The sequence below is a fragment of the Deinococcus aerius genome, from assembly GCF_002897375.1.
GTDB classification, from domain to species: domain Bacteria; phylum Deinococcota; class Deinococci; order Deinococcales; family Deinococcaceae; genus Deinococcus; species Deinococcus aerius.
The window spans coordinates 76,224-95,122 of the sequence record NZ_BFAG01000001.1; the positions used below are offsets into that span (position 1 = coordinate 76,224).

Consider the following 18,899-nt stretch of genomic DNA (forward strand, 5'->3'; position numbering starts at 1 on the left):
TTACGGGATGGCCTTGCCGATGTGCTCGCGGGCCAGCTTATCAAGCACCTTCTCACCCATCTGAAGGGGGATGGCCGCCTCCGCGTGCGCGGCGATTAGCGGGATGATCGCGTTCGGGTACCGCATGGACACCAGCAGGTCCAGGAGGTCCAGCATGTCTCCCAGGCGCGGAAACTGCCCGGGTTCCGCAGTCGACCGCTCATCCTGCTCCGCGGCGAGAATGGCGCTGATCCCGACGATCATCGCGCCCGTGCGCGTCTTGTACAGGAACGGCCGGCCGTAGTACGTGTCCTTCCCCCACGGCTTATCGCTGACACTGGGCACCACGTACTTCTTGATGTACCCATCGTCGGGCAGCAGCACCGCCTGCTTCGTCAGACGGCCCGCCTGGTAGGCGGGGAACGCGTCCGGGTCCTCGTCTTCCTCGCGTTCCCGGTCGAAGTCCGCCTTGCTTTTGGTGTCCAGCCGCACCCAGTGGTCGAAGAACCGGCCGCTCTTCTCGATGCCGAACACCAGAATGTCGCCGCCGGTCTTCTCCCGCACGACCCCGTTGATGCGGGCGAGTTCCTTCTTGATCGCCTGGCTGAGCCACGCCGGGTGACCGAACACGGCGAGGCTGCCGTCCATCACGATGGCGGTGTCCTCGAACATGCCCCAGTTGCCGCTCTCGCGGCACACGCGTTCCATGTGCCGCAGGTACGCGACGAGGTAGAGGTGTTCCAGGACGCGCATGACCTCCCCGAAACTCTCCCCGTTGCTGCTGTGGTCACTGAAGCGTTCGTGGATGCGCAGGATGTCCGTGGGGTACACCGGGAACTTCCCGCACCCGCAGGTGCCCGCCGCGTAGTTCGGCGAGGGGTGGTCCTTCTCCCCGCAGGCGTCCATCAGCGGGCATTTCTGGTCCCTCTCCGTGGGCTTGTACTTCAGCAGCGCCTGGTACGTCTCCAGCAGCGTTTCCGACTTCGCCGCCGGGCGGGTGTTCTCCAGCAGGTCCTTCCAGGCGGCGCGGAAGGACGTGCGCGCGTCCGTGAACGACTTCCGGATCATGTTCGTGCTGGGCAGGGCCGCGGTGAGGGTGTTCGCGGACTGCACGCGGTTGAACGCGACCGGGTCGATCGTCGGCTTGTCCGACTCCGCGATCAGCAGTTCGACGTTGATCAGCACGCTGGCGACGCTCACGAACCCGAGTTCCGCGCCGGGGAAGCCCTTCTCGTAGGGAATCTCCTGGTGACTGCCGTCAATGGCGATCACCCAACGGGGCTTCCAGTCGCGGCGCGGGATGTCCGTGCGCCCGCCCGCGCGGGTGTCCTCGGGGAATTCCGGATCCTTTAAGCTCTCGATCAGTTTCTTCACCTCGGGGTTCTCCGTGAAGTGCCCCAGGATCTTGTGCTGCGCAAACTCGTTACTGTACGGCACCGGCGTCTCCCTCGTCGGTCGTGGCGGCGGGCGTGCCCGTCTTGGGGAGGTCCAGCAGGAACCGCTGGATCTGCACCGGGTTGATGTACGGGTTGCTGAGCATCTTCACGCGCAGGAACCCGCGGTTCTGCGCCCGCAGGATGGAATCCTCGAAGTTCGCGAAATCGTAGAACTTCCGCAGTTCCTTCGTTTCATCCGTGTTGTTCAGGTGGGAGATGAACCAGTTCGCGGTGTTCTTGAGGATGTTCTTCTGAATGCTGGACACTTCCTGCGTGGCGTACACCAGGCCGATGCGGTACTTGCTACCTTCCTTGGCGGTGCGCACCCACACGTCCTTGAGGTCGTCTTCCTTGCTGGGCGGCAGCAGGTTGTGCGCTTCCTCGACGTACACGAGGATGTCCCTGGGAGGGTTACCGCTGATGAACTCCCGCTGGTTGCCCTTGAAGATCGCCCACATGACGCGCCGGGCGGCGGCCTCGTTCAGGGAGGGCTCACCGCCCGCCTGATCGACAATGACCAGGTTCCCCTGAAGCAGGTCCTCGTAGATCTGCTGGGCAAAATCACGGGTGTTGTTCGGTTCGTGGTAAGGGGCGAGCCGGGCCACGGACTTCGCGCCGTTGGCGTAGCGGAACATCTCCAGCAGGCGTTCAACGTTCTGGTCCGCCCAGGCTTCACCCGTCTTGCTCTTCTGGATGTACGCGGTGTTGAAGTCGGTGTAGCCGCTGTCCTTGCTGGAGATGAACTCCGCGAGCGTCTGGAGGGCGTTGCTGAGCTTGTCCCAGGTCAGGGAAGCGACGTTCGCGACATCCAGGAGGTCCGCGGCCACGCTGTACTGCGCGGCTTTCGTCGCGTCCGGGCTGGCCCGCATGGCGTCCAGCAGTTTGCTGCTGAACAGGCCGTTGCGACCCATACCGCGGGTGTCAGGCGTTGCCAGTGTGGGTGGGGGCGTGAGGCCCGCGCGGGTGAGGAGCGCCCGGTACATCAGGATGGCGCGGCGGTACCGAGTTTGTTTACTCGCGTCTTTCAGGTTGTCCGGGGCGGACAGGTCCACCTCGCAGAAGTTCTTCATGTACTTCGCCGTGTCGTCCGCCAGCAGGTCACCCAGGATGCTCTTGCCGACCACCAGCATGTCCAGGTCCTCGGCGGTCTTCTCCGGGTCACTCCAGTCGCGGGGCGGGTTGCCGAAGGCGTTGATTTGCAGGAGGCGACGGTCGGGGTCCGTGGTGGGCTTGCTCATGCCGTACGTGATGACGTCGTTGACGGTGCCGCCCTGTTCCTTCCAGACGTTCTTGAGGGCGTTCGCTTCGACGTCACTGCTGCCCTGGGTGTTTTCGTTCGCGTACTCGCCGTTGTAGTCGAAGATGATCTGGCCCACGCGCTGGGGCGGGTCCTGCGGGTCCTTCGGGCGTCTGAGGTCGTAGATGGCGCGGGCGATGATCTTCGTGGTGTTCGACTTGCCGGTGCGGCTCATGCCGAACAGGGCCGTGCGCTGCGCGAGCAGGTCGACCGGGGGGATTTCCACTTCCACGTCATCCACGCCCTGCATGGGGCGGTTGGTGCTGGCGTAGCGGACGTGCCCGATGCGGACGGTCCTGTTCTTGAGGGCGTGGTCGGGTGTGAGCGAGGGGTCCCGGAAGTTGGCAATGATGCGCAGGGCGTCGTCGACGGGCTTGTACACCTTCAAGCCCTTGTTCGGGTAGAAGTTGTTGATGTCGGTGCCGAAGCGCAGTTCCAGCTCACCGCCGTCCTCGTCATTCTTCCGGCCGAGGTAGAACGTACCCACGACCTCGCAGGCGAGGCCCGCGAAGGACAGCTGGTGACGGGTGTACCCGTCCATGTACTCCTTGGTGTCCCAGTGGGCAGTTTCGTTGCCCACGGCGCGGCGGGCGGCTTCGGCGCGGACGATGGTGTCCAGCATGTCGCTGGGCGTGGGCGCGGCGCCGAGCACGCGCAGCAGCAGGACGCTGGAGTCCTCTTCCACCCAGTTCCATTTCGCGTCCTTTTTCCAAGGTTGCAGGCGGGAGGCGACGAGGTAACTCAGATGGGGGATGCCGCCCACGAGGCGGCGCTGGTGATCGTGCACCTGTACGGTGACGGTGCGGAAGTCCATGCGGAGGGTCTCGCCCAGGTACTGGTCCTTCTGCACGAGGGCGCCCAGCAGGGAGGCTGACTGTTCCTGTTCGTGTTCGTGTTGCAGTTGCGCGGCGCTCTTCTTGTCGGCTTCACCGCGTTGTTCGATCGCTTCAAAGGGGTCGGGGGCTGTCGTCATGGCAGGGGTCCTTTCGGGAGTCCCTGCGTCACCACCGTGGATGGGTTCAGGGGCTCCTCACTGTGTTCTCAGGTCATTCTACGAACCGGATTGGTTCTTCGTGGCGCAAATCCTGCGTCCTTCAGGGCCTTCATCTTGCGTCGGAGAGCCTTGTGGTCCGTGACGGAGCGGACGGCCTGCTGTGGGCGCGGGCGTACAGCCCGCTCTCCAGGGGCGACCCCTGCCCGAGTGCTTTCGCTTGAAACAGGAGGCGCAGACGCACCTTGGTGACCTCAACGGTGCCGGGCGCACTAGAATGGCGCGGTGTTTTTGAACCGCTGCCGTACGCGAGGACGGCCCTGTGAATAAACCGTTGAAAGCAACGACAGGCGTGAGCGCACCACGCCCGGAGGGCCAGACGGCGTCAGCGGGGGCGCTCAATCCCCTTTACTTCCTGCTGTACGCGTTGAATTACGCGTGCGCGCACCACGCGTGGCTCAATGACGCGTACCCGAACTACCACCGGTACCACGCCACCGGGTACCTGAAGAAGCGCAAGGACGGCGACGGTGAAGTGCTGATCACGCGTATCCCCCACGACTACACGGCGGACCCGCGGTTGATCCTTTCGCTGGACGGGGCACACTGGATTAACCGCGATCGGCACGTGTTGAAGCACTACCTCGGGGGGTCGTACGGGGCCGAGACGTTCACCCCGCCCCCGGCGTATCAGCGCCGGGGGTATTGCGACCTGTACCGGGCCATGCTCGAGCAAGCCATTGCCGTTTACAACCACCGGATGACGACGGTAACGACTGGCACGGCGGCGAAAACGATGAAAGCCGTCCGCGACCGGCTCATCACCCTGTTGAAAACGACCTGCATGGACTCCGCAGAACCTTACATCCGGTTGCCGGAGGTCACCTTCCACCTGCTGCGGCTGGCAGCGTGGGAGTATCAGCAGGGCGATGACGCCTCCTGGAAGGGGTTGATGCAGTATTTCCGGTTGTTCATCGTGTCACCGGAGAAAACCCCACAGGAGTACTGCCTGAACATTCAGATCCTTCCGACCTTCGCCCGGGCGATGGGCGTTCAGTTGGGAGGGAAGACGCACGTCACGATCGGTGCGCATCTGGGAACGACCATCAGGATTACACCCAGCGGGGAGCATGGCCTGCGGTTGCGCTACCCGCGCCCTGGATGGTCCACGGTGTTTTACGATGGGGACATCGAGGCGGACTGGCGACGCATGGTGTTACATAAGGGGAGACACCCCCGACAGGGGTGCGTGGGTAAAGTATCCTTCATTCGGCTCCCCATCCGCGTTGACCTGTGACATACTGCCTCAAGCAAGGAGGGTTTTATGGCGATGGCCATTGCTCGTGACGCGGGCTTCAACACGAAAAACACGTCCAGCACTGCGTCTTCTGCTGCCCCGGTCGCTGGTTTGACGGCCGCTGATGAACGCCGAATCCGCAAGGATCAGCGTGACCTCAGCCGACTGTACAAGCAGCTTGATCACCTCCCCATGCAGTCAGCGGATGCGGACCCGAACCCCTGGTTCGGACGGGAGCCGGAAGATCTCAGTGCCATCATTGGCAACACCAAGCCTTTGTTCTGACATCGGCGTACCCAGGGGCCGCAGGTAGAACCTGCGGCCCCTGTCTTGCAAGCGTCGCGGAACTCAGGTTTCCGGAGTCTTGCTTCGCCGCGCGTCCAGCCATTCGAGGGTGGCAGGCCTGTCACTCTCCCGCCCGACGATGACGCTGGTGTAGCCGTCGAGGATCACCCGGGCGAGCACCCGCGTCCCCGGCGTGGGCGGTTCCACCGGCAGGCACCGCACGGGCAGGGGCACGACCGCCACGGGTTGAAGTTCCGGGCGGAGGTCAGCACCCACGCCGCTGCCCCTCCCCGCCTGCTTCGGGAGGGGCACCACGATGACCCTCCCGATCGCCCGGTCCACCACCACGGCCACGGGCGCGTCCCCCGTCCGCGCCGCGCCACCTGGGTCCAGCACGTCCAGGGCCGTCTGGTCGATGAGCACGGGCACCCGGGGGGGCGGAGGGTTCCTGCTGGTCATGCGACACGTCCTTTCCTGGGGGAGGGGTGCAGGCGGGACCGCTCACGCGAGCCGCGCGAGCGCCTCGGCGAGTTCCTGATGGCCGCGCTGCTCCACCCGCGGCGCGCGGGCGACCTCATGCAGCGCGCGGCCCAGGCGGTGCATGAGCGTGTCCACGCTCGTTCGCGCGTCAATCCGCACGCGAAGCAGCGGCAGCGCCGCCACCCGGCAGATGCTGTCCTTCAACCGGTCCCGGCCCGCCTGCACCGGCGCGTCATGCTGCGGCCCGTCCGCCTCCACCGCCAGGATCGGCAAGAGGGTCCTCGCGCCGTACACCACCACGTCCAGCTCCGCGTGTCGGCTCTGCAAGAACTTCAGGGCGGGCTCCCCCAGGAACGGCCGCGCCGCCTCCGCATCCACCACGTGGCTGAGCGTCACGTTGGGGACCACCGCGCACCCCGCGAAGAGCAGGACGACGGCCGCGAAGATGCGCCGTTCCAGCGTCGAGTCGCACGGTGGGCGCAGCAGGTCGGGGACGGGCAGGACGAGGGACACGAACACGGACTCGTTCAGGTCCGCTTTCGCGAGGGGAGCGACGCAGGGTTCCAGTCGCCAGCCGTGCACGGTCTGCTGCGCCATGCCCACCTCGCACAGGCGCACCATCAGCCCGAACACGACCTTCGGGGGAACTTTCACGGCCGCCGCGAGGACGTCCGTGGGTACTTCCCCGTCGTGAGCGGCGAGGACGGCGAGGAGACGGCGGTGGCGCAGTTCGAGCTCGCGGTACCGGGCGGGGGCGCCCTGGACGCGGGCGGTGGTGGCCTGGCGTACGGGGGTGACCTGACCGGCGTGGGTGAGGGTGACGGGCGGCGTCACGGCTCAGCGCTCGGGGTTGCGGCGGCTGCGGCCGGTGCCGATGTGCCCGACGAGGCAGCCCTGGATGCGCACGTCCTCGGTGGGGAAGGTCATCGGTTTGAAGTCCGGGTTCTCGCTGACCAGGGTGACCGTGCCGTTGTCGCGGAACCAGCGCTTGAGGGTGGCGGTGTTCTCCCCGGGCACCAGCACCAGCATGATCTCCCCGCTGTGAGGCTCCTCGTGTTGCGGGTGGATCGCCACGAGGTCCCCGGGGTAGATGCCGATGCCGATCATGGACTCGCCGCGTACCCGCAGCAGGAAGTCGCCTTCCCGCAGGTCCAGCACGTCCTGTAACCGGGTGGCGTAGGCCTCCACCTGCCCTTCCGCCAGGGTGGGCTGCCCGGCCGCGATCTCGCCCAGGATCGGGAAGCGCAGGTCGCGTGCGGCGGCCCGCGGGACTTCCGACACCTCCCAGCCCGTGTCGCTCAGCCGGATCGGGGTGGTGAAGCGCTCGGTGGGGTTGTACACCACCAGGCCGCGCTCCTGAAGGTTGTGCACGTAACTCCAGATGTTCTGGCGGGGCAATTCCAGTTCCGCCGCGACGCGCTGAAGCGTGACCAGTTCCCCCGCGTTTTCCAGCGTGGCGATCGCTCGCAGAACGTCCCGTTGCCGCGCCGTCAGTTCACCATGAGTCATATGACACCTGTCACAGTGTAGGCATAAAGGCGCGCCCACCGCAAGGGGCGGGCACGGCAGGCTCCGGAGATCCGGGCTCAGACCAGGCCCAGTTCCCCTTCCATCCAGCGGCGATGAACCGTCAGGACTTCTTTCAGGGAGTCCAGCCGCTGCTCTTCGAAGCGGCGGTACATCTCCCGCAGCGAGTCCTGGTTCGAGGCCCCTGGCTGGAGTGCCGGCGAGAAATACGGGTGACTGCTGAGGATCTCCGACCAGACCCAGGCGGCGGCGCCCCTCCGCATCGCCGCGGACTTCGACGCGCTGATCCCGGCGGCGTTCCGGCAGGCGTCCCAGGTCTCCGCGTCCAGGTCCGCGAACTCCTCCAGCGCCTGCTCCGCCGCGCGGTAGTCCCGGTGCGGCCCCGGCCCTTCCAGCCGCGTCGCCAGGGCATGCAGGGCGTCCCCGAAGGCGTCCTTTCCGCCCGTCTGCCCCAGGTGGGTCATCATCGGGTTGGTGCTGGTGCCCTTGAACCGGCCGTCCAGGCCCAGCTGCGCCGCGCTCTCCCGGACGGTGTACGGCCCTGTCAGCCGCACCAGCGCCATGCTGATCGTCACGCGCGCCGCCTGTTCCGTGAGGCCCGAGCCTTCCAGCAGCGGCCGGAAGTCGCGGTCGTAGTCCTCCCGCCAGATCAGGTGCGGCACCCGCGCCGGGCTGAAGGTGCGGTACGCCCCCGTGCCCCCCGGCGCGAGGTGCCCGACGGTGCGGTGGGTCAGCGCGCGCGGCGCGAGCACCTCGTCGAGCGCCCGGGCCAGCGGCCCCTCGAAGTGAAAGTCCCGGCCGAGCGCGCGCACGGCGCTGCCGCGGATGTCACGGGACCGGTCGATCACGCGCCGCAACCCGGCGGTGAGCGCCGCCTGGTCCGGCGAGGCCAGCAGCTCGACCGCCCAGGGCAACGTGGCCGCGACCAGTCGGGGGTCGACCGGCGCGGCCTTGTACGGGTGCAGGCGGGTGCCGCGCCTTCCCGCGGACCGGCGCCGCTCGTCGTCCCGCTCCTCGCAACTCTCGTCCAAGGCCCGGGCGATGGGGGGCGGCAGGGGTCCCAGATCACCCGGCTGCGCGGCGTGCAGCGCCACGGCCACGAGGGAGCGCAGGTGCCGGAAGTAGACCAGGGCGGGAACTACTTGCCCGGTCACGACCGCCTGCCGGTCATCCAAGACGGCGTTCACCACCCGCTGCGCCCCGAGCAGCCGGGGCGCGGCGGAAAGATCGACCGTCCCCACCGTGCGCAGGTCACCGCCGCAAGGCTGCGCCGCGCGGCCCTGCCCGCTCGCGCCGCGCGGCATGGAGTTCGCGCACAGGCCGGGCACCGGCGGGTGGGTGATGAAGCGTGGGCCGTTGCTCTGGTCGGGGCGGTAGTTACCAGTGCGGTTCTCGCAGCGGGGGCAGCGGGCCACCAGCAGACGGCCGTGGGTGAGGCAGACAAAGGAGGTCCACAAGCGCCAGCGCACCCGCCAGCCCCCGGTCTCGCTGAGGCACTCCGGGCAGCAGGCCGAGCCGCTGGCCCCCGACCACTCGCGCAACGCGACTTTGCGCACGCTGTTCGTGTCGCGCACGTCCAGTCCCGACAGGTCGAAGGCGACCCCGTCGAGGTCGCGCAGCAGCATGGTCTGAAGCTCGCCCGGGTCGAGGCGGCAGACCTGCGCGAACGTCTCGCGCTGCGCGGCGGTCAGGTCGATGCCGTAGCCCGGGTGGAGGGGCGCGTCGTGGCGGTCTTCCACGAGCAGCCCGGTCTTGAACAGGATGGTGGAGACGGGGACCGGGATGAGCTGCCCGGCCGCGAGGCGGTCGACGTAACTGGCGAAAGCCTCCGGGCCCTCGGGGCCGTCCAGCGGGAAGGGCACCGAGGAGAGAGGCCGCAGTCGGGTCATGCCTTGCCCTCGCTGTCGTCGCCGTCGAGGTTGCCGTCCCGGGTGGATTTGTAGTCCATCCGCGCGGTGCGCAAGCTGGCCGCGTCGATTTTCTCGTGGTGGCCCACCGCCTGGAACGCGGTCCGCCGCACCAGGTTCATCAGCGGTCCGAGGCTGCCGCCCGTGCGGTTGTACAGCAGGGTGGCGTGCTGTTCCAGCGTGCCAGGCTCGTGGTCCAGCAGGATCAGGTGATCGTCGATGCTCCGCAGCAACTTGATCCAGTCGGCGCTGCCCTTCCCGAAGGGGGGGATGGGCAGGTGAATGAACCGGGAGGCGGTCTGGCTGCCGTCCAGGGTGGCTTCCCCGTCTTCCTGGAAGATGCCCATCTCCTCGACGTTGACGCCCACGTAGACGAAGGTGGCGCCGGTGAGGCTCATCAGCGACTTCAGGAAGTTGGAGGTCTCCCTGCCGTTCTCCGAGCGCGCCTTCAGGAAGTGGATGTCGTCCACCACGAACAGCAAGATGGTGTGCCGCTCGACCGCTCTGTAGATGGCCTGCACCATCTGGTGCTCGGTCGCGCGGCCGCGCAGGGGGACATGCAGGTAATCGCAGATCGCCTGGGCCATCGCCTTGGGGGTCGTGTCGCGCAGCAGGGTCACGTGAACCACGGGGATGAACAGGTGCCGCGCTTCCTCGTCGGGGAAGGTGGCCTGCTTGCGGATGGTCAGTTCGAACTGGCGGGCGACCGCCTTGGCCATGGTGGACTTGCCCAGGGTCGCGTGCCCGTCGATCACCACGCCCACCTTCACCTCGTCGCGCGGCGCCCGCAAGTTGACCTCGGCCTGCTCCTTGATGCACTGCTTGGCCAGGTCGAGCATGACCGTGTTCAGCGGGCCGAAGCGCATGGTGTACGTCTTGCGGGCCTCGTCGTACACTTTCCGTTCTTTGGCGGACAGCGCCTCGTACTGCGCGCGCGTCAACCGCGCCGGGGGCGTGGCGGGGGGGCGGTTCACGAACTTCCGCCAGCCCTCGAACGTGTAGATGTTGTCGTCCAGGCCGTCGCCGCCGTCGGGACCTGCTGATGCCCCGAAGGGCAGGATCACTTTTCCCATCAGAACTCATCTCCTACGACCTCGTAACGGCCGCCGTCATCGGTCTCCTCGGGCACGGAAGGAACGGGCGGGGCTTGGGTCTTCCGCGTGGTTCCCTTCTGCGCCCGGGCTTTTCCGGTCATGGCCTGGTGCTGGGCTTCCGCGGCCTCGCGCCGGGCGATCTCCTGCTTCTGGCGTCCCGTCAGGGCCTGCTTCGCGGTGCGGGTGGCGAGTTTGAGTGACCGGGCCACCCGCTCGGCGTAGGCGTCGTCCATCTCCCGCCGGATGTTGGCGAGGGGATCGTCCTCCGCCCCGGCGCGTTCCTGCAAGACCACCTTCACCTGGTCGGCCAGTTCCGCCTGGAAGGGCCGCGCGCGCCAGTCGGCGTCACGCTCGGGGATCTCATGCCAGGCCAGGGTCTGCGGATGCTGAAAGTGAATCACCGTGGGATCGCGGGCGTCGACCTTGAAGGGCCAGCGGCGCCCGAGCTCCAGGTACGGGGACTCCTGCCCACGGAAGGGGTTGAGCACGTCGCTGTCGTACTGCGCGCCGTCGATTCGCACGCCGGTGTCCGTGATGACCCGCAGTTCGGTGCGCAGCGCCAGGTAGTACGCTTCGCGTCCCAGGGGCACGGTGAGGTGCCCGGCGTGCGAGACGCCGAACGCGAACATCTCCATGGGGGTGAGCTTGATCTTGGGGCTGCGCGGGTGGCAGAGGCCGTCGTGGGGCCGGTGGTTGTAGTACCGCGCGACCCACTGGGTCAGCTCGAACTGGAGTTCCCAGGGGAAGTGCCGCGCCTGGACCTGGTGGCCGCGGGCGAGGACGTGGGGGCCGACGTAGCCTTCGAGGCGCTCGGCGAGCGATTGGCGGATGTGCAGGAAGAGCCGTTCGACGTGGGCCTTGTCGCTGCCGGTGCCTGGGCGGGCGAGGAGGATGTCGGTGCCCAGGCGCAGGCACAGGTCGCGCAGGTCCCGGCTGAGGAAGACCATGCCGTTGTCCACGACGATCGCCTCGGGCAGCACCGGGGGCAGGTTGAGCAGCGGCTCCCCTTCGGGCATGTCGTGGGCGGCGAGCATGACCCCCTCGGGGATGCCCAGGTACGGCAGCCGGGCGTCTTCGGGGAGCGGGGGCCAGGAGGGGTGCGCCCGCACCGGGTGGACGACGTCGAGGATCAGGGTGGTGATGTCCACGCCGCGGGGTTCGACTTCGATCAGGCGGGCGGCGACGATGGCGCGCGAGTAGAGGTCCATAGCGACGATCATGCGCAGCCGGATTTGCCGGCCGTCGACCTCGCTGCGGGCCGTCAGGTCGAAGGGGGTGATGTCAATCAGGACGTACTGGCCCGGGCGAACGCACACGATCTTGCCGAAGGGCCGCGCTTTGCCGCGGCTGGCGTCGCTGCGCCGCCGTTTGGCCGAGTGGGTGAGTTCCGGGGCGTAGCGTTGGATCAGCTTGATGAAGGTGGGTTGGCTGGGCAGCGTCACGTCCCCCTGCCCCAGGGCGTCCAGTTCGCGCTGCACCAGGTCGCGCAGCATGACGAAGGTGATGTCCGTGTCGTCCTGGCGCCGCTTGGCTACCCTCAAGATGGCTTCACTGATCGGCAGCTCGGCGCGCCCCAGCCGTCCGGTCACACGCGTGGTGTTGCGGTCGATCAACGCGGCCGGGTGGTGGCTGGCGGCGCGGTAATCACGAAGCCAGCGGAAGACCTGCCGGGAGGTGACGCCCAGTTCAGCAGCTTTGGCCTCGATCCGCTGCTGCTGACTGGTCTGGTCGTAGGGTGGGCGCGGCTCGCTGGGAAACCGCGAGTCCGGCTGGCCCAGGCGATAGCCGGTCAGCACTTCCCGCATATGCTCTTCGTGTTCCAGGGCGGAAGCCTGAACTTCGGGCTTCAGCTTGTCCCAGAACGCTTGGAGGGGTGAGAGTGCCCGGGCGTCCAGGCCCTCGAACCCGAAGGTGGGGTCGCCCGCGAGGTCCCCGGGGTCCATCACGCGTTCGGTGCCGTCTTCCCCCCGCAGTTGAATCTGCCCGGACCCGTCGAAGCCGAGCACCACGAAAGCCGCGCCCTGGAAGTGGATGGCCGCGCCGGCCGCCAGGCGGGTCATGCGGCCTCGCCGGGCAGGGGGGCCGCGGCGAGTCGGGTGGTGTGCGAGAGCGGCTGGGTGAGGTCGAGGTGAATGCGGTGCTGCCAGATCAGGTAGTAGATCGTGGGGCGGGTCAGGGCCGGTGGTCCGGTGCGCGCGGCGAGTTCCGCGAGGGTGTGGGGGCGTTCGCGCAGGGCCGCGAGGACCGGCTCGAGGTAGGTGTGCAGCCCGTGCGGCATCCGCCGGTAGCCCGCGAGGTACTGCACGTTGCGGACGACGGCGGGCGGGGGCGGAGCCCACAGCTGGAAGTCGACGCCGATGGGCGTGAGGGCCTCGCGCGCCGCATCGAAGGCGCGTTTCAGGCGAGGCGAGTCGTGGAAGACGGCGGGCTTGACGTCCTCGACCAGTCGCGGCCGTCCGGGGCGGATGATCAGCAGGTCCGGGGTGTAGCGGTAGACCTGGCCGTCTTCCGACCACTCCAACGTGAAGGGTTGGGCGGCGAAGGTGGAAACCGAGGGGTCGAAGTCGAGGAACTGCATGCGCAGCCGTTCGAGACCGGATTCGAAGCGCAGGTGGGCACCGGCCTTGGTGGAGGCGTACCAGCCGATCCGGTGGGATTGCCCGTGGTAGTTGGGAATGTCCCGCGCCGGTTGGAGGTCGAACGGCAGCAGGCTGCGCAGGAGGTGGGGTTCACTGCGGCTCAGGGTCTTCGCGCCCGCCGGGCGGTAGAGCACGGAGAAGTCTTGTTTCCCGGTCGAGGGTGGCGGGGGAGGCGAGGGTTGCCGGGGGGCGGTCATGGCGGTCCTCCTTGGACACCCGGGGCCAGCACGCAGGGAGCAGGCCGTCCCATCGACCGGGAGGCCGGGACAGACGCCGCACCAGGAGTGTCAATCCCAGTATGTGACAGGTGTAATAGTAAGGTCAAGAACTGTTCCCAGGCAGGATAAAGAGCCGCCGCCGGGCGTGGGAACGCAAGTGCGAACCCCCCTGACGGGTGGTGACAAACTGACTTTAAAAATGACATGTCAATTTAATTCGACAAAAACGACGCTCCTGAGGGCAAATCGTGGTAATGGAAGGCAGAAGTTGTAAAGCTGAGAATGTCATCTTTCTTGCGAAGACCGGTTGTAAAGCCGTAAAAAGCCGTCCTGGCGCACGGCGGTGGAAGTGACAAACTCGGTTTAATCATGACATTCTCAATTTAACGGCGAATTCGCCGTCCCAGACAGCCTTTGACCAAGGAAGTGGTGATTTCTTGTAAAGTTGAGAATGTCAATACAGTGGTTTATGCAGTCCAAACCGCGTGCGCGGTGCGCGCGGCGATCGGTGTTTTTCCTGACCTACACGCGGAAAAGTCCTCCTTATCGGAGGACTTTTCCAGTGATGACAAACTGGCTTTAAAACTGACATGCTGAGTTTAATTTGACAAGCTACTTGCTGAGCTGCCCGATGATGCTGAACATCGGCAGGAACATCCCCGCGACAATCGTGCCCACGATGCTGCCCAGGAACACGATCATCAGCGGCTCGATGGCGGCGGTCAGGCTGCCCACCGCCTCGTCCACCTCGCGGTCGTAGAAGTCGCCCACCTTGGCGAGCATGTCGTCGAGCGCGCCCGTCTCCTCGCCGATAGAGACCATGCTGACCACCATCGGCGGGAACACCCGGCTGGTGGCGAGGCTGGCGCTCATCTGGTCGCCCACCATAACCACGTTCTTGGCGTTCTCGATGGTGTCCTCCACAATCGCGTTGTTGGCGGTGCCCTTGGTGATCTCCAGGCTCTCGATGATGTTCACACCGCTGCTGATCAGGAGGCCGAAGGTGCGGGCGAAGGAGCTGATCGCGCTCTTCTGGAGCAGCCCCCCGAACACCGGGATCCGCAGCTTCACGTCGTCGATCACGTGGCGGCCCTGCGGCGTCTTGTAGTACCAGCGGTAGGCCACCACGATCAGGGCGACGAAGCCGATGATGAGCAGGCCGGAATGCCTCAGGAAGTCCGAGACGGCCATCAGCACGCGGGTGATGAGCGGGAGCGGCGCGTTGAGCTGCGCCAGGATGCCCGCGAACTGCGGCACGATGGTCGTCAGCAGGAAATACGTGATGCCGATGGCGAACACGAGGACCACGACCGGGTACGTCAGCGCGCTCTTGATCTTGCCGCGCAGGGCGAGTTCCTTTTCCTGGAAGGCGGCGATGCGCTCCAGAATGGCGTCCAGCGTCCCGCTCGTCTCGCCCGCGCGCACGAGGTTGATATACAGCCGGTTGAAGACCTTGGGGTGCTTGACGAGGGCCTCGCTCAGCGGCGTGCCGCTCTCCACGTCGGTGCGGATGGACCGGATGATGGTCTGGAAGGCCTTGTTCTCGATCTGCTTTTGCAGGATCGCCAGCGCCTGCACGAGCGGCACGCCCGCGTTGATCAGGGTGGCGAGCTGCTTGCTGAACACCGCGACCTGCTTCAGGTTGGGGGGCCGGTCGGTCAGGCCGGGAATCTTCACGTCGGCGTTCATGCCCGTCTTGGGAGGCTTGATCTCGACGATCAGCAGGTTCTTGGCGCGCAGGGCGTCGCGGACCTGACCGATGGTGTCGGCCTCCATCTGGGACTTCAGGACCTTTCCAGAGCGGTCCCGGACGCGATATTCGTAGACCGGCATGGGCCGAGTTATAGTCCGGGGCGTCTTGCGTTCTCCTTACATGGGGCGGCGCGGGAGCTGAACGGGTGAAAAGCATATGAAGGAACAGCCACACAGCGCGGGAGGGGTGGGGGACGCGGTCGCGCGGGCGGCTGACCTGCTCGCGTCGGGCGGCGTGGTGGGCTACCCCACCGAGACGGTTTGGGGCCTGGCCGCCTCCCCGGAGGCCGTGGACCGGCTGTACGCCCTCAAGGGCCGCGACGACGGAAAGCCGGTGCAGGTGTCGTGCGTGGACGCGGAGACGGCCCGGGCCCTCACCCGGGGGGGAGCCGCCTTCGAGGCCCTGGCCCCGCTCTGGCCCGGCCCGCTGACGCTGGTGCTGCCCGCGACCCCGGCCTGCCCGCCCGCCCTGGCGCCGGGGGGCTGGGTCGGCCTGCGGGTGCCGGATCATCCGGTCGCGCTCGCGCTGCTGCGGGCCTGCGGCGGCACGCTGGCGACCACCAGCCTCAACCCCAGCGGGCAGCCCGCCGCCCGGACCTTCGCCGAGGCGCGGGCGTATGGCCTGGCCCCGCTGCTCCTCCCCGACGGGGGTGTTCCGGCGCGGGGGCTGGCGAGCACGGTCGTGCGGGTGGACCCCGGTGGGAGCGGGCTGGAGGTGCTGCGCGAGGGGGCACTCCCCGTGGAGGTGCTGCGGGAGCGGCTGCGGGCTGCGGGGGTTCCCGGAGGAGGCGCGTGACGCCCTCCCCCCAGGCGCTGATCGGGGCGGCGCTGCTGGCCGCCGGTCGGCCCGTCACCCGGCGCGAGATCGCCGAGGTGCTGGGCCTGCCCGAGGAGGCCGCCGCTCGTGCCCTGACGGCCCTGGCCGACGCGCTGCGCGTGGCGGACCTGGGCTTCGAGGTGGAGGCCGTGGCGGGGGGCTACCGGCTCGTCGTGCCGCCCACCCTCTCCACCCACCTCGCGCCCCTGCTCGCGCCGCCCCCGCTCCCCCCGCTGAGTGCCGCCGCGCTGGAGGTTCTCGCCGTGATCGCCTACCGCCAGCCCGTCACCCGCGCCGAGATCGAGGCGATGCGGGGCGGCAGCGCGGGCACGGTGGTCACCCTCCAGGAGCGCGAACTCGTGAAGGTCGTGGGCCGCTCGGACGCGGTGGGGCAGCCGCTGCTGTACGGCACGACCGAGCGCTTCCTGCTGGAGTTCGGCCTGACGGGCCTGGACGAGTTGCCGCCACTGGAGGGCACCGACTTCTCCCACCTGCTGCGCGGCTGAGGGTCAGGTCTTGAGGCTCCGGTGGGGTGGCTTGCCCGGAGAGGGTGGGTGTGCCAGAAAGGAGGGGGATTCTTCCCGGTCCCCCACCATGACCCAGAGTACGACCAGCCTCGACCCCTTCGACCCCCTGGAACTGCTGCGCCTGCTCGCCGAGCGCGGCAGCACCGGCATCTTCGTGGTGACCCACCCGGCAGGGCTGTTCCAGGTGTGGCTGGAGGAGGGCCGGGTTCAGCACCTGCACTTCGGGGCAGAGCGGGGAGCGGCGGCCCTGGCCCGGCTGCTGGGTGACCCCGCCGGTCAGTTTCACTTCGAGGCGGGCCTGCGCTGCCCCGACCCCACGCTCGACGCCCTCCTTGACGAACTCGTGCTGGAGGCGCTGGACGCCCTGCCGGGGGGCACGCTCAAGTTCGAGGGCCCCGCGCAGTTCACCTCTCCCGAGCGGATCGCCCGCCTGAACTGGACGCCCGCCGAGCGGGAGGTGCTGCGGCAGATCCGGGGTGGACGGCCCCTGGCGGACCTCGCGGAGGACCCGGAGGCGCGGCGCCTGATCCTGAAGCTCTGCCGGATGCGGCTGCTCGCGCCGCGCGCCGCGCGGGTCGCCCGGCTGACCGTGGGGGTCTCGCGGCAGGGGGCGGGCGCGGCCCTGGTGGACCTGCAGATTCACGGGCGCTGGCAGTCGGGCGCGGCGCGGCCCCTCACCCAGGTCGCCGTGCGCCGCGAGGACGGCAGCGTGGTGACGCTCCCCGTGCGGGGCGAACCCGGCCTCGGCCCGCGGCTGCTGCTGCCGCCCGAGCTGCTGGTGCACACCGGGCTGCGCGGCGGGGAGAGCGTCCTCGTGCGGCCAGGGTGAGGGATCCGGCATTGGCGGTGACGGCCCGTCGCCCGGGTCCACGGACGGCTGATGCGAATTCCGGCCGGACTGTTCTGTAAGAACGGCGAAACCAGACCGAAGGCCGCAGGAAACAAACCGAATCCCAGACGGGAGTGGACCTTTGTGGGAGTGCTGAAGGCCAATGGCTGGGGTCGAAAGCCGCGTCACAATCACCCTTGTTTCTTCCCCACAGCGGTGAATTCACCGCGCTGACCGCCGTTTTGAAATCGCTCGTCGCGTGGCCGAGGCCAGCACGCCCGGGCTCGTCTTCCGAAATCGGCCCATCCAGTCCTGGCGCCTGACGGACAGGGTCTCTTCGCTACACTGTCCGCCATGCCGGACCTCCCGCCTACCGCCACCGACCTCGCCCGCGCCGTCCTGGCCCGGGAAACGACGCCGCAGGCGCTGCTGAACGCCGCCCGTGCCCGTGCGGAGGCGGCCCGCGACCTCAACGTCCTGATCAGCCTGAATGACCGGGCGGACGAGCAGGCGGCGCGGGTGCAGGACCGGCTGGACTCGGGGGAGACGCTGCCGCTGGCGGGCGTGCCCATCATCGTGAAGGACAACATCAACGTGACGGGCACCCGCACGACCTGCGGCAGCCGCATCCTGGCAAACTACGTCTCGCCCTACGACGCGACGGTGGTGGAGCGCCTGACGGGTGCCGGGGCCGTCATCGTCGGCAAGGCGAACATGGACGAGTTCGCCATGGGGTCGAGCACCGAGACCAGCGCCTACGGTCCCACCCTGAATCCCTGGGACCCGGGGCGGGTGCCGGGCGGGACCAGCGGCGGGAGCGCCGCCGCCGTCGCGGCGAACCTGACCCCGGTGGCCCTGGGCAGCGACACGGGCGGCAGCATCCGCCAGCCCGCCGCCTTCACGGGCGTGTACGGGTTGAAGCCCACCTATGGGCGCGTCAGCCGCTACGGCCTCGTCGCCCATGCCAGCAGCCTCGACCAGATCGGCCCCTTCGCCCGCTCGGCGTCCGACCTCGCCCTGCTGACGAACGTGATCGCCGGGCACGACCCGCGCGATGCGACGAGCCTGGAGGTCCCCCCGGCCTTCCGGGCGGGCACCCCCGACGACCTGCGGGGTTTGAAAGTCGGCGTGATCCGCGAGAGTCTGAGCGGCAACACGCCGGGGGTAGAGGCGGTGCTGAACGCCACCCTGGACGCCCTGCGCGGCGCCGGAGCAATCGTCACCGAGGCCAGCGTTCCCTCCGTCGAGCATGCCATCGCCGCCTACTACCTGATCTCCATGCCCGAGGCGAGTTCCAACCTCGCCCGCTACGACGGGATGGTGTACGGCGAGCGCGTGCCCGCCCCCGACGTGGCGCACAGCATGACCCGGACGCGCGAGGAGGGCTTCGGCCCCGAGGTCAAGCGCCGCATCCTGCTGGGCACCTACGCCCTGTCGAGCGGCTACTACGACGCCTACTACGCCAAGGCGATGCGGGTCCGGCGCCTGATCGCGCAGGATTTTGCCCGGGCGTTTGAGGGGGTGGACCTCCTCGTCACGCCGACCAGTCCCTTCCCCGCCTTCCGCCGCGGCGAGAAGACGAGCGACCCCCTCGCCATGTACGCCGCCGACGTGGACACGGTGGCGATCAATCTCGCGGGCCTCCCGGCGCTCAGCGTGCCCGCCGGATTCGAGACGGTGGAGGGCGTGAGGCTCCCCGTCGGCATTCAGTTCATCGCGCCCGCCCTCCAGGACGAGCGGCTGGTGACGCTGGCAGGCGGGTTGGAGGGCATCGGGGCGGTGCGGGTTGAGCCAGCGCCGGGATACGGGGGCTGAGCCCGGGGG

General features: G+C 68.1%; 16 protein-coding genes. 6 read left to right on the top strand and 10 right to left on the bottom strand.

What is annotated here, in order from left to right:
- Together DAERI_RS00315 and DAERI_RS00320 are read right to left on the bottom strand one after the other, a co-directional pair.
- Complete coding sequence (locus DAERI_RS00315; protein ID WP_103127500.1) at positions 1-1,416, bottom strand: DNA double-strand break repair nuclease NurA; 1,416 nt, start codon at positions 1,414-1,416, stop codon at positions 1-3.
- Complete coding sequence (locus DAERI_RS00320; protein WP_103127501.1) at positions 1,403-3,685, bottom strand: helicase HerA domain-containing protein; 2,283 nt, start codon at positions 3,683-3,685, stop codon at positions 1,403-1,405. The genes DAERI_RS00315 and DAERI_RS00320 overlap by 14 nt, the downstream gene beginning before the upstream one ends.
- A 340-nt stretch (positions 3,686-4,025) precedes the next feature.
- Here DAERI_RS00320 and DAERI_RS00325 point away from each other — a divergent pair, with 340 nt between their 5' ends.
- Together DAERI_RS00325 and DAERI_RS21840 are read left to right on the top strand one after the other, a co-directional pair.
- A complete protein-coding gene (locus DAERI_RS00325; RefSeq protein WP_133161931.1) occupies positions 4,026-5,000 on the top strand; it encodes a hypothetical protein in 975 nt (324 codons plus the stop codon).
- Positions 5,001-5,027: 27 nt separating this feature from the next.
- The gene (locus DAERI_RS21840; protein ID WP_133161932.1) at positions 5,028-5,285 is read left to right on the top strand and encodes a hypothetical protein; all 258 of its coding nucleotides are present in this window, start codon (positions 5,028-5,030) and stop codon (positions 5,283-5,285) included.
- 63 nt (positions 5,286-5,348) lie between these two features.
- On the opposite strand, the gene DAERI_RS00330 is transcribed toward DAERI_RS21840, so the two are convergent.
- The 8 genes from DAERI_RS00330 to pilC form a co-directional block, all read right to left on the bottom strand.
- On the bottom strand, positions 5,349-5,744 hold the full coding sequence (locus DAERI_RS00330) for a hypothetical protein (protein WP_103127503.1): 396 nt from the start codon (positions 5,742-5,744) through the stop codon (positions 5,349-5,351).
- 42 nt (positions 5,745-5,786) lie between these two features.
- Complete coding sequence (locus DAERI_RS00335; RefSeq protein WP_201262692.1) at positions 5,787-6,599, bottom strand: DUF2726 domain-containing protein; 813 nt, start codon at positions 6,597-6,599, stop codon at positions 5,787-5,789.
- Between the two features lie 3 nt (positions 6,600-6,602).
- Positions 6,603-7,274, bottom strand: a complete 672-nt coding sequence (locus DAERI_RS00340; RefSeq protein WP_103127504.1) for a LexA family protein — start codon at positions 7,272-7,274, stop codon at positions 6,603-6,605.
- A gap of 77 nt (positions 7,275-7,351) precedes the next feature.
- The gene (locus DAERI_RS00345) at positions 7,352-9,181 is read right to left on the bottom strand and encodes a TniQ family protein (RefSeq protein WP_103127505.1); all 1,830 of its coding nucleotides are present in this window, start codon (positions 9,179-9,181) and stop codon (positions 7,352-7,354) included.
- Positions 9,178-10,272 (bottom strand): ATP-binding protein, encoded by a 1,095-nt coding sequence (locus DAERI_RS00350; RefSeq protein ID WP_103127506.1) that lies wholly within the window; start codon positions 10,270-10,272, stop codon positions 9,178-9,180. The genes DAERI_RS00345 and DAERI_RS00350 overlap by 4 nt, the downstream gene beginning before the upstream one ends.
- Positions 10,272-12,353 carry a TnsB C-terminal domain-containing protein gene (locus tag DAERI_RS00355; protein ID WP_103127507.1) on the bottom strand — a complete coding sequence of 694 codons (2,082 nt, stop codon included), beginning with the start codon at positions 12,351-12,353 and terminating at the stop codon, positions 10,272-10,274. Before DAERI_RS00355 ends, DAERI_RS00350 begins: the two co-directional genes overlap by 1 nt.
- A complete protein-coding gene (locus DAERI_RS00360; protein WP_103127508.1) occupies positions 12,350-13,129 on the bottom strand; it encodes a TnsA-like heteromeric transposase endonuclease subunit in 780 nt (259 codons plus the stop codon). Before DAERI_RS00360 ends, DAERI_RS00355 begins: the two co-directional genes overlap by 4 nt.
- A gap of 633 nt (positions 13,130-13,762) precedes the next feature.
- Entirely contained in the window at positions 13,763-14,983 is a 1,221-nt protein-coding gene (pilC, locus tag DAERI_RS00365; protein WP_103127509.1) for a type IV pilus assembly protein PilC, read from the bottom strand.
- A 76-nt stretch (positions 14,984-15,059) separates the two neighbouring features.
- On the opposite strand from pilC, the gene DAERI_RS00370 reads away from it, so the two are divergent.
- From DAERI_RS00370 to gatA, 4 genes are all read left to right on the top strand, one after another.
- Positions 15,060-15,698, top strand: coding sequence for an L-threonylcarbamoyladenylate synthase (locus tag DAERI_RS00370; protein WP_103127510.1), 639 nt, complete (start codon positions 15,060-15,062; stop codon positions 15,696-15,698).
- Positions 15,695-16,225, top strand: a complete 531-nt coding sequence (gene scpB / locus DAERI_RS00375) for an SMC-Scp complex subunit ScpB (protein ID WP_103127511.1) — start codon at positions 15,695-15,697, stop codon at positions 16,223-16,225. The genes DAERI_RS00370 and scpB overlap by 4 nt, the downstream gene beginning before the upstream one ends.
- 88 nt (positions 16,226-16,313) lie before the next feature.
- Positions 16,314-17,075 carry a DUF4388 domain-containing protein gene (locus DAERI_RS00380; protein WP_103127512.1) on the top strand — a complete coding sequence of 254 codons (762 nt, stop codon included), beginning with the start codon at positions 16,314-16,316 and terminating at the stop codon, positions 17,073-17,075.
- A 354-nt stretch (positions 17,076-17,429) separates the two neighbouring features.
- On the top strand, positions 17,430-18,890 hold the full coding sequence (gene gatA / locus DAERI_RS00385) for an Asp-tRNA(Asn)/Glu-tRNA(Gln) amidotransferase subunit GatA (RefSeq protein WP_103127513.1): 1,461 nt from the start codon (positions 17,430-17,432) through the stop codon (positions 18,888-18,890).
- The last annotated feature ends 9 nt before the right edge of the window (positions 18,891-18,899 follow it).